At 74.8% G+C, this 13813-nt stretch carries 12 protein-coding genes; 1 reads left to right on the top strand and 11 read right to left on the bottom strand.

The window, feature by feature from the left end:
• Positions 1 to 9: 9 nt before the first annotated feature.
• The 7 genes from ACWD4P_RS28240 to ACWD4P_RS28270 form a co-directional block, all read right to left on the bottom strand.
• Positions 10 to 1272: a DUF4255 domain-containing protein gene (locus tag ACWD4P_RS28240; protein WP_449781555.1), complete on the bottom strand. Its 1263-nt coding sequence runs from the start codon at positions 1270 to 1272 to the stop codon at positions 10 to 12.
• An 18-nt stretch (positions 1273 to 1290) separates the two neighbouring features.
• A complete protein-coding gene (locus ACWD4P_RS28245) occupies positions 1291 to 1992 on the bottom strand; it encodes a hypothetical protein (RefSeq protein ID WP_449781556.1) in 702 nt (233 codons plus the stop codon).
• Positions 1985 to 2689 (bottom strand): hypothetical protein, encoded by a 705-nt coding sequence (locus ACWD4P_RS28250; RefSeq protein ID WP_449781557.1) that lies wholly within the window; start codon positions 2687 to 2689, stop codon positions 1985 to 1987. Before ACWD4P_RS28250 ends, ACWD4P_RS28245 begins: the two co-directional genes overlap by 8 nt.
• A 38-nt stretch (positions 2690 to 2727) precedes the next feature.
• Positions 2728 to 3252, bottom strand: coding sequence for a phage tail protein (locus tag ACWD4P_RS28255; protein ID WP_359828769.1), 525 nt, complete (start codon positions 3250 to 3252; stop codon positions 2728 to 2730).
• 7 nt (positions 3253 to 3259) lie between these two features.
• A complete protein-coding gene (locus ACWD4P_RS28260) occupies positions 3260 to 5107 on the bottom strand; it encodes a phage tail sheath family protein (protein ID WP_449781558.1) in 1848 nt (615 codons plus the stop codon).
• A 280-nt stretch (positions 5108 to 5387) separates the two neighbouring features.
• Entirely contained in the window at positions 5388 to 5819 is a 432-nt protein-coding gene (locus tag ACWD4P_RS28265; RefSeq protein WP_449781559.1) for a hypothetical protein, read from the bottom strand.
• A 19-nt stretch (positions 5820 to 5838) separates the two neighbouring features.
• Positions 5839 to 7572: a peptidoglycan-binding protein gene (locus ACWD4P_RS28270; protein WP_449781560.1), complete on the bottom strand. Its 1734-nt coding sequence runs from the start codon at positions 7570 to 7572 to the stop codon at positions 5839 to 5841.
• Between the two features lie 384 nt (positions 7573 to 7956).
• Between ACWD4P_RS28270 and ACWD4P_RS28275 the strand changes: the two genes are divergently transcribed.
• Positions 7957 to 8580, top strand: coding sequence for a class I SAM-dependent methyltransferase (locus ACWD4P_RS28275; RefSeq protein ID WP_449781561.1), 624 nt, complete (start codon positions 7957 to 7959; stop codon positions 8578 to 8580).
• On the opposite strand, the gene ACWD4P_RS28280 is transcribed toward ACWD4P_RS28275, so the two are convergent.
• The 4 genes from ACWD4P_RS28280 to ACWD4P_RS28295 all read right to left on the bottom strand — a co-directional run bounded on the left by ACWD4P_RS28280 (position 8475) and on the right by ACWD4P_RS28295 (position 13455).
• A complete protein-coding gene (locus tag ACWD4P_RS28280) occupies positions 8475 to 11912 on the bottom strand; it encodes a lantibiotic dehydratase (RefSeq protein WP_449781562.1) in 3438 nt (1145 codons plus the stop codon). The two genes, ACWD4P_RS28275 and ACWD4P_RS28280, sit on opposite strands and share 106 nt — an antisense overlap.
• Before the next feature lie 6 nt (positions 11913 to 11918).
• Complete coding sequence (locus ACWD4P_RS28285) at positions 11919 to 12797, bottom strand: cupin-like domain-containing protein (RefSeq protein ID WP_449781563.1); 879 nt, start codon at positions 12795 to 12797, stop codon at positions 11919 to 11921.
• Positions 12798 to 12986 carry a hypothetical protein gene (locus ACWD4P_RS28290; RefSeq protein ID WP_359828758.1) on the bottom strand — a complete coding sequence of 63 codons (189 nt, stop codon included), beginning with the start codon at positions 12984 to 12986 and terminating at the stop codon, positions 12798 to 12800.
• A 79-nt stretch (positions 12987 to 13065) separates the two neighbouring features.
• Entirely contained in the window at positions 13066 to 13455 is a 390-nt protein-coding gene (locus ACWD4P_RS28295; protein WP_449781564.1) for a hypothetical protein, read from the bottom strand.
• Positions 13456 to 13813 lie beyond the last annotated feature (358 nt).

Genomic DNA, 13813 nt, shown 5'->3' on the forward strand with positions numbered 1-13813 from the left:
GTCCTGCGGTCAGTGCGCCAGGTCCACGACGGGGCCGGTGAAGGTCCCGTCGGCGGACACCGTCAACTCGCTCGGCACGCCGTCCACCTGGACCCGCACCAGGTACGCCGTGGGGCGTACGCCGACGACCGGCACCCGGACCTCGAACGGGCCGGGCCGCGGCCCGGCGGGCGCGCGGAACTGGTGGCTCGCCCCGGGCCGGCCGGCGGGCGGGCGCAGCTCGTCCAGCAGCAGCAGGACCTGCTGGTCGTCCCGGAGCGGCAGGTCCAGCCGGACGTCCAGCCGGGCGGACACCCCGGCCGGTCCGTCGGCGCGGTCCGCGGTGCCGATCGGCGCGACGATCCGCGGCTGCCGGGCGAAGGTCTGCGCGTTGGACTCCACGGCGAGGTGCTCGGCGGCGGGCCGGCCGTCCAGCGCCAGGCCGTGCAGCACCTGTACCCGGTACACCCCGGGCGGCAGGTCCTCCGGGACGGCGACCACCAGGCGGTCGTCCCGGACGCCGTCCGCGGGGACGGGCACCCGCCGCTCGCCCAGCCGGGCCACGACGAGGTCCGCGCGCAGGCCGGAGCCCTCCAGCACCAGCTCCCGGTCCGCGGGCACCGGCCCCTCGCCGGGGGCGTCCGGGGATCCGGCCGGCCGGGAGAGCACCCGGTCGAGGACCGGGCCGCGGGACGGCAGGGCGCGTACGGTGCGGCGCAGTACCGGCTTGCCGGCCACCGGGTCGTCCCGGCCCTCCACCAGGACGGCGGTGGCCTGGTAGGTCACCGACAGCGCGTACGGCGTCTGGAGCAGGGTGCTCCACAGCTTGGACAGCTCTTCGAGGTCCATCGGCGTGGGCGTGAAGCGCACCCGCTGCGGCGAGGCGGCGAGGTCGGCCCCCAGCAGGTACGGCTGGGCGGCCGCCTCCTCGATCAACTGCCGTGACAGGACGGGCTGTTCGGCGAGCGCCCGGACCACGCAGCCGAGCAGCCGCTGGCCGACCAGCTGGGACTCCTCGCCGAAGCAGCTGATCAGGTAGTGCAGGTCGAGGGCGGCGGTCGGCCGGTTCAGCACGGTGCCGTCCGCCGCGCGGGTGGGCGCGTCACGGTTGCGCAGCGCCGGGTTGGGCGTGACCTGGTAGAGGAAGACGGTGATGGCCGGGTCGGCCGGCGGCTCGGTCGGCGGCTTGCGGGTGCCGACCTCGACCGCGAACGGGATGTCGGGCGAGAGCGAGCGGCTGATGAGCAGTCGCAGCGCCTCGCTCACGGTCGCGATCGCGAGGTGGTTACTCACCGGCCCGCCCCCGCCCGGTCACGAGGGGTCCCGGTCGAGGTAGCGGTCCAGGCCGAGGGCCGGGGCCGGGCGGGCCGCCGCCGTCCCGCGCGGGACGGCCGGGGCGGCGGGGGCGCGTTCGGCGGCCCGGACCTCGACCCGCCCGATCCGGACCCGCACCACCCGCTCGGCCGGCCGCTGGCGGCCGCGGGCCGCGGTCCCGGGAGTCCGCCCGGGGGAGGCCGCGGCGGCGGCCCGCCGTGCGGAGGCCGGTGCGAGGGCCGGGTGCGCCGGCGCGGCCGGAGCCCCCTCGGGCCGTTCGGGCGCGGCCGCCCGGGACGGTGTGCCGACGGGCACCGCGGCGAGGGGCGGGGGAGCGGCCGGTGCGGCGGCCCGCACCGGCGTCACCGGTGCGGCGGCGATCGGCGGTGCGACCAGCAGCGGCGTGCGCGGCGGCGGGACGGCCGGCGCGGCCGTCGGCCGGTCATCGCGGACGGCCGCCCGGGGCGTCGGCCCGGCCGCCGCCGGGCGCGGTGCCGTCACCGGCCGGGGGAGCGGGGCGGGTACGGGTGGCCCGCCCCTCGGCTCCGGCGCGGCCGACTCCTCGTCGACGGCCGGCCGGCCCGGCCCGAGCGCGTCGATCCGTTCGAACGGCCCGGGCAGGCGCGGGCGCACCCGTACCCCGGCCGGGGCCGGGTCCGGATCGCCTTTCGCCACCAGGCGGTCGAAGTGGTCAGGCATCTGCACACAGCTCCAGGTAGTAGCGGCGCCGCAGCGGGCTGAGCGCCAGGATCTCCGTCTCGCTCCAGCCGTAGGCGGAGGCCAGGACGTGGACGTCGAGCAGGGTCGCGCGCGCCCAGTCGTCGAGCTCCTCCCAGAGGTAGGAGGCGATGTCCAGCTCGGCGAGGGCGGGCCGGTCGCACTCGGGGCAGCGGAGGTTCAGCCGGACGTCCGCGCACGGGTCGGCGGCGGCCGCGGCCTCGGCCAGCCGCCGCTGGACGGGTTCGGGGAGCTGCCGGGCGGCCACCGGCTCCCCGTCGTGCTCGGCGTCCAGGACGCACCGCTCCAGCAGGACGTCCCTGGCCCGGCCCGCGGGGGCCCGTTCGGCGGCGGCGAGGTCCCCGGGGGTGGGCAGTCGGAAGCCGACCCGCCAGCCGTCCAGCTCCACCCGCAGCGGGCCGGTGGCCGGCCGCGCCGTGCCGACCAGCTGCCCGGCGTCGAAGGCGAACTCCATCTCCTCCGCGCAGTCCGGGCAGCCGAGCCGTACGTCGAGCCGCTGGCCGAACAACTCGGCGCGCAGGCCGAAGAGTTCGGCGGCCTGCTCGCCGAGCGGCACGCCCAGCAGCTCCTCCGCCCCGACGCCCGGCCGGGCGACGGTGTGCAGCAGCAGGGCCCGCCCGGTGCGGCCGGCCGCGAGACCGGCCTCCCAGGTGGCCAACAGGGCCTCCGCCCCGGCGGGTTCCATCGGTCGGCCGCTCAGGCCGGCTGCTGGAACGACGGCTCTTCGGGCTCGGGCGTCTCCTCGTCCCGCTCCCAGCCCTCCACCTCCAGTTTGAGGCTCTGGATCGCCACCGCGTTGGCGTTGGCGTCCAGTTCGCCGAGCACCTGGTACTCGCTCGGCCACGCGCGGTACAGCTTGTGGGCGACGGCCACCTGCCCCGCCTCGTTGAGCACCTGGATCACCAGGTCCTTGCGGAAGTCCCGGAGCGAGACCTCCGCCCCGCGGCCCGCGCCGACCATCCAGACCTTGTTGGCCCAGCGGTCGAACTCCGGGTCGTGGGTGACGCCGCGCTCCAGGGTGACCGCCTCGAAGTCGGTGCGGCCCGGCGACTTCCGCGGCGCGCTCGGATCGCCCCCGCTGCGGTGCTTGACCACTTCGGTGGTGCGTTTGAGCGGGCTGACCTTGCTGATTCCGGCGACGACCCGGCCGTCCCAGACCACCAGGAACTTGAAGTTCTTGTACGGATCGAACCGGTGCGGATTGACGGTGAACTCGACCATGGAGATCCTAAACCTCGAACTGTCCGGCGAGCTGCTCGATCTTGACGATCACGAATTCCGCGGGTTTCAGCGGCGCGAATCCGACGACGACGTTCACCACGCCGCGATTGACGTCGTCCTGCGTGGTGGTGTCCTTGTCGCACTTGACGAAATAGGCCGAACGCGCGGACGTCCCCTGGAACGCGCCCTGCTGGAACAGCGAGTGCAGGAACGCGCCCACGTTCAGCCGGATCTGCGCCCAGAGCCGCTCGTCGTTGGGCTCGAACACGACCCACTTGGTGCCGCGGTAGAGGCTCTCCTCCAGCATCAGCGCGAGCCGCCGCACCGGGACGTACTTCCACTGCGAGCTCAGCGCGTCGGCGCCGGCCATCGTCCGGGCGCCCCACACCACCGGGCCGACCACCGGGAACGTCCGCAGGCAGTTCACCGCGAGCGGGTTCAGCAGGCCGTTCTCCCGGTCCGTCAGCGGGACGGTCAGCGCCCGGACCCCGGGCAGGCCGGCCTCGGTGCCCGCCGGCGCCTTCCAGACGCCCCGCTGGCCGTCGGTGCGCGCCATCACGCCGGCGACGGTGCCGGACGGCGGGAAGCTGCGCAGCCGGCCGGTGAGCGGGTCGACCAGCTCCAGGTGCGGGAAGTACAGCGCCGCGTGGTCGCTGCGCACCGAGTCGAAGGCGGACAGGCCCGCCCGGGCGGCGTCCAGGGTCGTCCACGCCTGCGGCGGGTCGACGATCAGGAACATCCGCTTCTCCGCGCAGAGCGCCTGGGCGGCCGAGACGACCGTGACGGCGTCGTCGACGCTGGCGTAGCCGGCCAGCTCCGGCAGCACCAGCAGGTTGACGTCCTGCACGTCGCGCAGGGCCTGGATGCCGGTCTTGCCGGCCTCGCTGCCGATCAGGTCGGTCAGGCCCGGGGTGCCGCCGTCCTGGCCGCCGGCGAGCGCCTGGACGGGCGGGTTGACGGAGCCCTCCAGGCCGAGGTTGTTGGCGGCCTCGCCGAGGAAGCGCACCACGTCGGCCGGGTCGGTGGAGCCCGCGACGACCTGGAGCTGCCGGCCGAACACGCTCACCCGGGTGCCCGCGAAGGCCCGCCGGCCCGGGGCGTCGGGCAGGGCGCGCAGCTTGCGCTCCAGCAGCAGGGCGAGTTCGGCGACGGTGGCCGGCGCGGCGCCGTCCGCGGCCGGGTCGTGGATCCTCAGCGTCCGCGAGACGTCACCGATCTTGACCTGGATCTCGTGGGTGAGGTCCGGCAGGGTGGCCGCGAAGGGCTTGGAGACGGTGCCGACCGGGTCCGGCCGGCTCTCCGCCAGGACCTTCACCCGGACGACCGCCGAACCGCCGTTCACCACCGTCTCGGCGAACCGGGGGCTCGCGTCCCGCACGGACAGGTCCGTGAAGGACTCCCGGACGGCGCCCGAGGTGTCGAAGACCCGGAGGTTGAAGGTCTCGGCCGGGGTCGGCGTCCCGTAGTCCACGGCGACCCGCAGCGACGCGCCCCAGAGCCCCGGCTCGACGGCCTCGACCTTCAGGGCCGGGGCGGCGGTGGAGGTCTGCGTCGAGGCGAGCGTGACGCCCGCCGCGGCGCCGGTGCCGGCCGCCGCGACCCGGACCACGACCGCGATCGAGCCTCCGTTGAGGAAGAACTGCTGGACGGCGTAACCGACCGCGCTCTGGCTCGCGAGACCGCCGAAACGGCGCTCGAAGTCCGCGAAACTCGTGAGGGTGACGGGCTGGTCCAGCGGGCCGCGCCGGGTGGCCCCGACGAAGGCGGTCACCGAGGTGCTCACCGCGGTGATGGTTCGGACGCCACTGGGAAGTTCTTCGATGTAGACGCCCGGGTAGGTGGGTGTCGTCGGCAAATTCCCCCTCCGTTCACTTCGTGCATCAAGGGACCCGGGGAATGGGATTCGGATCGCGGGCAGGCCGCGAGGACCTGATGCATTGGTGGCAGGCTCAGTCTCAGATTCGACTGACTATTCGTCAAGAGCTGGACTGAGAAAGGTAATTGTATGATTTTGGGTGGTGCGGGGGCCGCGGAATTCCACGGTCCGGCGGCCCCCGACCGGTGCTCGGTGTGTGGTGCTCGGTGTGCTCGGCGCGTGGTCGGCGCGTGGTCTGTGCGCGTCGGAGCGTGCTCGGTCAGCCGCCTTCGGGCAGGTTCCGGTAGTCCGGGCGGTGCGGTGCGGGGTCCTTCGGTGCCGGGTCCTTCGACGTGGGTGCGGGTGCGGGTGCGGCCGGCGCGGGCGCCGGGGCGGGCCGGACGGGTGCGGGCGCGGCTGGCGGTGCGGCCGGAACCGGTGCCGGTGCCGGGTTCGGAACCGAGGTCGGTGCCGGGGTCGGCGGCTGGTAGGACGGCGGCCGGGCGGCCCCCAGGAACCAGCCCCAGGAGGCGCCGTACCGGTGCTCCAGGAAGCGGAACGCCGCGTAGTAGACCGTGCCGAACCCGGTCACCAGGGCGGAGGTGACGGAGGCGTCGTCCAGGTGGATGCCGAGCCGGGCGGCCTGCACCACGAGGAAGGCGACGATGTAGGGCACGCACGTGCGCCACAGGGACAGGGCGAGTTGGTACATGGTCCTCCCTCGGCCGGTGTCAGCCGACGACCGTGAAGCCGTGCTCCCGGCCGAGCCGGGTCAGCGAGTCGATGCCGGGTATGCCGTCCGCCTGCTGCCCGCTGTACCCGTACCTGCCCTGCAGGGCGGAGTAGGCGTCGACGGTGTTGGTGCCGAAGGAGCCGTCGGCCCACTGCCGGTCGAGCAGTCCCTCGGCGACGAGGGCCAGCTCCACCGTGAACACGTCGTCCGGGTACGTGGTGGCGCCCTGCGCGGCGTCCGGGTCCCGGCGGGCCGCCTCGACGACCCTCGACTTCGACACCTCGGCCAGCGGCACCGCCCCGCCGAGCAGCCGGCGCAGCGACGCCTCGCCGGGCACGCCGTCCGCGTCCCCGCCGGAGAAGCCCAGACTGCGCTGGTAGTCCGCGTAGTTGAGGGTGTCGGCGTCCGTCCAGTCCGGGCCGGGGCCCTCGCTGTAGTGCGAGCCGAAGCCCGCCGCCACCAGCGCCTCGCCGACGAGGGTGACCTGCGGACCGTGGGCGCCGTAGCCGTACGACAGGCCGCCGACCGCGTTCTGGTACCGGGCCGGGGTCGGGTCCGGCTGCGGCGCGGGTTCCGGGGCCGGCGGGGTGGTCGGTCCGGACGGGCGCGGCGCACCCGACGTCACCCAGGCGTACAGCGCCGGGCCGGGGCAGTCGGTCGAGTAGCCGTCCCGGTGCCCCTTGATCTCCGGGCCCGCCGGGCCCTGTCGGACGCAGTACTCGATCGCGTCCCGCAGGCCGTTGAGCAGTTCCGGGGTCGGCTCGGTCGACCCGGAGGAGCCGATCAGCCCACAGACCGCGTAGTGCGCCTCGTTGAGCGGGACGTCGCCGTTGGCGCTGTTGCGCCGGTTCAGTCCGCGGCCCTCGAACACGTGGCCGTGCTCGCAGACCACGAAGCTGTAGCCGATGTCCGACCAGCGGTCGTCGTCCATGTGCGAGGCCTGGAGGCGCCGTACGTAGGCCGGGCAGGTGTCGTGGGTGTCGAAGTTGTACGCCGTGCCGAGGTAGTGCACCTTCACCCCGGCGCGCGGGCCGGCGTACGGGATCGAACCGTTGGGCTCGCGCCAGTTTCGCGCCCCCCACTGGGCGCGGTCCACCAGTTGCAGCCCCGGCCAGTCGGCCACCGGCGGCACCGGGTCCGCCGCCGGCGGCGCCGGGTCGGGCGCCGGGGCCTGGCCGCCGCCGGCCCACGCCCTCAGCTCGTCCGGCGAGCCGTTGAACACGTCCGCGTCGATCGGGTTGTCGCTGTACTGGTGGAAGCGCCAGGAGGCCTGGATGCGCGGCGACCCCGCGGACACGTAGTCCGCGATCCACAGGAAGTCGCCCGCGTTGTCGTCGGTCCGGAACCAGTAGTCCCGGTTGGTGTAGAGCCCGACCAGGTGGTCCGGGTAGCGCTGCTTGACCGCCGCCAGCCACTGGTTCTTCGCCGCGGTCGCGTCCCCGTCGCCGACCGACTGCCCGTACGGCTCGAAGTCCAGCACCAGCAGCTCGCCCGCGGGCACCCGTCCCACGACCCGGCAGAAGTGCTCCACCTCGCCGTCGACCGGATTCTCCGCGTGCAGGAAGTGGTAGTGCCCGACCACCAGCCCCCGCCGCCGGGCGTCCGCGAGCTTGTCGGTGTAACCCGACTGATCGGTGTGGCCGCCCTCGGTGGCCTTGATGAAGACGAAATCCGCGTCCCCCGGAACGCCCGACTGGAAGTCGGAGACGTCATAACCCTTCGCGTATGCCATCAGGAAGCTCCCCCTTTGCGCCGATGGCAACCACAGCCGACCGGCCCCACCCGGGGCGCACGACATCGGCCAGAGCGTCATGTCCACTCCAGCGTACAGCTGACGAAAGGTCAACTCCCTTGTTTTTCAAGCGAATTGACCTCAGCAGCGGCCATTCCGGTTCCCGTGTCGGTGTCCTATGCCACCAGCAACCGCCGGCCCCCGGCCCCCTGCCCCCCGGCCACGGGTCGCTCCTCACGCGCGGGGCGGTCCCGGCCCGGTTAGCCTGGAGGTGCGCCCGCACACCGTCCTCGCCCGAGGGGTTGATCGGTCATCCTCCACCCATTCATCGGCCGGCTGGGGATCGTCGCCCGGTCGTTCCCCGCCGTGTGCCGTCGGCTCGGGGTGGGCCGGGCAGTCCGGCTGGGCGCCGATGAGCTGCTCTTCGACCTGCGCCACGGCACCGAGACCGGCATCGACGTGGCGGCCCGGCACGAGGGGGCGAGCCCCCGGCTGTTCGCCGAGCTGGTGCGGGTGCTGCCGGCGGACGGCCGGCGGGTGCTGCTCGACCTCGGTGCCGGCAAGGGCCGGGCGTTGCTGCTCGCCGCGCGGCACGGCTTCCGGGAGGCGGTCGGGGTGGAGCTGTCCCCGGAGCTCTGCGCCGTGGCCCGGGCGAACCTGCGCGGACGCCGGGCCGGAGCCGGCGGCTGTCGGACCGAGGTGCACTGTGCGGACGCGGCCGGGTTCGAGGTGCCGGACCGGGTCGACACCGTCTTCCTCTTCGACCCGTTCCCCGAGGAGACGCTGCGGGCCGCCGTCGGACGGCTGACCGCCTCCATGGAGCGGTCCCCGAGGGAGGTCCACGTCCTGTACCAGCATCCGAGGCTCGCCCGGGTGCTGACGGAGGCGGGGTTCGCCCCGGTCTACCGGATCGGCTCCGAGGGGATGGTGCTGCGCCGCGACGGCAGGGCCGACGGGGCTCCGGCTCCGGCTTCCGGTGCCGCGTACAGGCGGGACAGGAAGTCGTAGATCAGCAGTTCCTGGGCCCGGGCGTGGGAGCGCAGTACCCGGTTGGCGTGCAGGTGGACGTAGTTGCCCGCCAGGGCGGCGATCGGGGTGCCGATCCGCCCGGTCCGCACTCCCTCGCGCAGCTCCGCCGCGAGGGACCGGATGGCGGCGGACGTGTCGTCCGGCGCGCCCGGGGTCGCCAACAGTCGTTCCAGGGTCACGCGTTCGTGGCGGAATCGGTCGCCGATCCCGCGTCGGACGGACTGATCCACCCGGAACTCGGCGCGGAAGCGGTCGCGGGCGGCGCTCACCAGGGCGCGCTTCTCGGCCCGCGGCAGCCCGAGATCGGTCAGCAGCCGGTCGATGCCGACCAGCGCGGCCCGCCAGCGGGAGTCCGCACCACCTTCCGTGCCGCCGTCCGCGCCGCGCTCGGTGCTGCCCTCCGGGCCGAGGGACTCGACGGTGCGGAGCGCGGCCTCACTGTCCTGCCGGAACACCAGTTCCGAGAGCCGGATGCCGAGCGGGCCGCCGTAGCGCTCGATCTCCCGTTCGTAGGTGTCGAGTTGGATGCGCCGGACGACGCCGTCCGCGAGCAGCGGCCGCGCCGCGTCGTACAGGGCGGGCAGGACGTCGGCGGCCAGGCGCCGCCGATCGCCGTGCAGCCGCACCCGGAGGTGCCAGTCCGGGTCGGAGTAGCGGACGTAGAACCAGCTGTCGGCCGCGCCCTGGGCGATGGCGCGGCGGACGAGTGGCCGGACGACCCGGCGCAGGGCTTCGTCGGCGCCGGCCGAGCCGGTGTAGAGCTTGGCGTAGAGCCACTCGGAACCGGGCGGGAAGTTCCGCACGCACGGTCGCGCTCCGGCGGCGCGCGGTGGCCCCGGGTCGGCCCGGCGCGCGGGCGGGTGCGCCCGCGGCTGCACGGGCGGGTGCGCGTCGGTCCGGACGAAGGGGACCACCACCTCATGGGTGAACCGCCCCTCGGGGCCGCGGGCGAGCACGTCCTCGTCGCCGAGGAACAGCTCCGCCAGGGTGGCCGTGGAGCGGCCGTCCAGCAGCCGGGCCGCCATGTCGAGGAAGACGGTGTTCTCGAGGTCGACGGGCAGCAGCCGGTCGCCCTCCGCCACGGCGACCCACCGCGGCAGACCCAGCTCCCGGCGCAGCCCCTGTAGCGCGACGAACCGTTCACCCGGGGAGGGCGCCGCGAAGCGCTCCAGCTGCCTCTCGGTCAGGTTCCAGTGCGCCCGGGCGAGCACCAGGCGTCCGGAGACGACCCGCGGCAGGTACGGCGCGGCGGCCAGCGGCCCGAGGACGGCGTCCAGCCCGCGTGCCTGCTGCGGGGCCTGCAGCGCGCACAGGAAGCGGTAGAGGCTGAGGTTCGCGGGGGCGGCGAAGTGGTGGGCGGACGTCAGTCGGGGGACGACCTCGGCCCCCAGCCGGGTGGAGCGCAGCGCCAGGCGGTCGCCGTCGAGGGTGAGGGTCAGGTCGGTCAGCGGGATCTGCCGGTCGGGTGGCGCGCCGGAACGGCCGAGGCAGGGGATCTCGTGGCCGCGCAGCAGCGGCCGCCGGAGGACGTTGCCGATCCGCTCGCCGGGCAGGTGGGCGATCTCCGCGAACACCGCGTCCGGTCTGTGCGCCTCCTCGGCGCGGAGATGGGCCCGGACGCACCGGGTGAGGTCGTCTCCGTCATGGCAGAACCGGCCCAGCAGGTACGCCCCGGAGGGTCCGCCCAGGGCGGATATGTGCACCCGGTAGCGCCCCCGCGCCACCGCCTGGGGGCTCTCGGCGAGGATGCTCGCCACGACGCCGAAGGAGTCGGGCAGCGGCGGCCGGTCGACGGGGCCCTCGTCGGCGGCTGTGAGCGCGTCGAGCCGTTCCGGGCCGAGGGAGAGTTCCTTCGCGCCGGTGCGCAGCGCCTCGCCCAGCCAGGTCAGCAGCAGCCGGTGGCGCCCGTCCCAGCGCTGCTCGCCGTCGACGGGCCGACCGGGGGCGTCCTGGCCGGCGAGGTCGAGGCCGGCGAGCAGTGGTTCGGCGGCGGTCGGTGGGGCGGCCCGGACGGGGAACCCGAGGCCGGACTCCGGGTCCAGCGCCTCGCACAGCGGTACCTCGCGGGCGCCGTAGCGGGTCCGGTAGGCCGCGGTGAACCGCGCGAGCTGCGGGTCCGGGCGGGTGCCGCCCAAGCGGTGGACGAGCCGGGCTCCCCGGAGTACCTCGGCGGCCACCGCACGCCCCAGCACGGCCCGCGCGGCGGGTTTCACCAGGTCGATCCGGAACAGCCCGGCCGGTTCCGCCGGGTCCGCCGGGTCTGCCGGTTCCGCCGCGACCGGCGGGCAGGTGAGCAGCGCCGCCGCGCGGGCGTAGTGGCCGGACGCCTCGCCGGGCGGCCGGCGGTCCGCCATGGCGAGCTGCCGCCGGGCGGCGTCCAGCGCGGCCGTGACGGGGCCGAGCCCGGCCCGTCGGGCGAACGGCCGGATCTGGGCGAGCAGGTCCGCCAGCGGCTCGGGCCCGCTCACCGGTGGTACGAGCTCGGGAACGAGGATCTGGTGCTCGATCAGCCCCTCGACGGCCCGGCGGGCTTCCCCGGGCTCCGCGTCCGGTTCGGCGGCGAGCACGGCGGCGACGAGTTCGTCCGGGCGGGCGCCGGGGCCCGCCCGGTCGACGGCGGCGAGGAGCCACGGCGCGGGCTCGACCTCGACCAGCCGATGGGCCGGGCCCGCGTCCGTTCGCAGCACCTCGACGTACCGGAGCCGCCCGGCGGCCCGGTACAGGCTGGAGTTGGGCCGGTGGACCAGGTGCCGTCGCACCTCCGGCCGCCGCCGCAGGTCGGCGGTCAGCGCGCCGAGGTAGCCGAAGTCCAGGCCGGTGCGGCGCCGGTAGGAGGCGGACGGTCCGAGTTCGAGGACGGTCGGGCCGTCCGCCGCGGGGTCGACGGAGCCGACCGAGCAGCCGGCGAAGAGCCCGAACGGGGTCGGCCTGGCGGACATCCGGGCGAGGTAGCGCAGCAGGCTGTGTTCGGCGTTCCGGCCGCGCCGGCTGTCGGGGAAGCGCTCCCAGGCGTCCAGGCCCGCTGTGAGCGAGGAGGAGGCGACGGACAGCGCCTCCCGGACGTCGGCACGGCCGTACAGCGCCCGCAGTCGTGCGCGCACCCGCAGCCGGTCGCGCCGGACGGCGGCGCCGACCAGGTCCGGGTGCCCGCCGCACCGCGCGGCGGTCAGTCCCTCACCGAGGCCCAACAGCGTCTCCAGGGGCAGCAGCGGGGTGCGGAGCACGAAGAACTCCGCGGCCGCCCAGGCCGGTTCGCCCTGTGCGAGCTCACCGCGCACGGGTCGGGCGGGGCCGGTCGCGTCGGAGCCCACGGCCGGTCAGCTCCGGTCGAGCAGCCGGGCCCACCCGCGCCGGAGCAGGAACGGCCACAGTGGCGGGGCCGACAGCCCCTGGGTGAGCGGGCGCGGCCAGAAGAAGTTGACGTTCAGCGCCCAGGCCGAGACCACCGTCACCTGGTGGTACCAGCCCACCGGGATGTAGAGCGACTCGCCTGCGTCCAGGGTGCACTGCCAGCCGGCGGCACGGCGGGCCCGCGGGAACCGTTCGTAGTCGGGGAGGTTGGGGTCGAAGCGGCAGTGCGTGATCTGCGGGATGCGGTAGACGCGCCGGGCCTGCGAGGGTGGATAGAGGACGAAGTGCTTGCGTCCGACGACCTGGACGTTGCAGTTCGGCGTCACGTCGCAGTGCAGCCCGGAGGAGGTCCCGAGGACGCCGCACCAGAGGTTGGTGTCGATCGGACCGCGTCGGTACCAGCCGGGTGGCGGCGCGTCGTCGAGCAGGTCCTCGGACAGCTGCCGAAGCTTCGCGTCGAGGTAGTACGAGCAGCGGAACCCGTCGGCGCACACCGCCCGGGTGATCTCACCGGCGCCGCTGCAGGACAGGGCGATCCGCTCCAGCCCGTCGGCGGTGTCCAGCACCCAGTCGAGGTACCGGCCGAAGGAGGTCCGCCCGCCGGCCGCGAGGTTCTGGAAGATGTTCCGCGGTGGCCCGTTCGTCTCCCGGACCGTCACCTCCCGTTCCCCGGCGACGGACCGCAGGTAGTCCGGGTCCCAGCGGCGCAGGGCCGGCCAGTCCCGGACGTTGTCCAGGACGACCCGGGGCTCCCCCTTGCGCAGCGGCGCGCGGAAGTCGTCGCGGCTGACGCGTGGGACGGCTCGGAGGGCCGTGCCCCACCCTCCCGGGAGGCTCCCCGGCATCTACTCGGGCCTGCGCCGCGTGGTGCGCCCCCGTCGGGATTCGGGCGACCCGGGGGCCGACGCCGTCTCGTCGCAGGTCCACAGGCTCCAGCCCTGGGTGGTGAGCAGCGGGTCGTCGAGGTCGGCCACGGTGGACCGCTTCAGGTCGAGGGTCTTCTTGCCGTCCTCCGGCTCGGTGGTGCGCTCCATGGTTCCCATCCTTCGAAAGCGAGGAACCCGCTGCCGGGAAGGCCTCGGGTCAGCGGGGCCTCGGGTCGACTGCGGTGCGTCATTTCAGGAAGACCTCCCGGGCCAGCCTCATCCCGAGCAGCTCGCGGAACTGCGCGCAGCCGTGCGACGGCCGGTCGGGCCCGTCGAGCCGGGCCGAGAGGCCGGCCATCCGCTCGCTGTAGCCGTCCAGGGCGGCCATGTTCTCGACCTCGGTCACGATCATGACGTTCCAGTCGTCACGGCCGGTCGGCGGGGAGACCACGATGCGGTAGTCGCGGATCAGCTTCTGCCGCTTGGCCTCCTCCATCAGGGGCTTCCACTGCGCCCTCAGATTGGCGAGGTAGGCGTTGGTCAGGCCGGGCTTGCTCCGGGCGAACTGCACCGACCACACCGGTCCCTCGGAAAAGGCGAAGTCACCCGCAGCCGTGGCGGTTTCGTTCTCGGTCATCGAATTCTCGTTCCGGACGTTCGAGTACGTTCACCGGGCGTCCCCGTCCGGCGGGACGGCCCGCGCCGCGCACGGCTTCGACGGGGCGGGAGGGGCGGAATCGGGTACGGGACGGACGTGTGTCCCGCGCCCGGACCGCCGTCCGGGCGGGCCGCTCCTCCAGGATGCTGCGGCGGGCCCGGTCCCACAACCGCTGGGAAAGCGCGAGGACACCGCGGTGGCTCCGGCGAGGCCACCGCGGCTTCCTCGCGGCCGGAGGCCTGGGGCGTGTCTGACAATTCCCGCCGGGCGTGCGACGCCGGGGCACGCACCTCGCCGCGTTGTCGTCGGTCGCCAATGCTCCGCAGTGGCTCCCTCC

The sequence above is a fragment of the Kitasatospora sp. NPDC002543 genome (assembly GCF_053594915.1).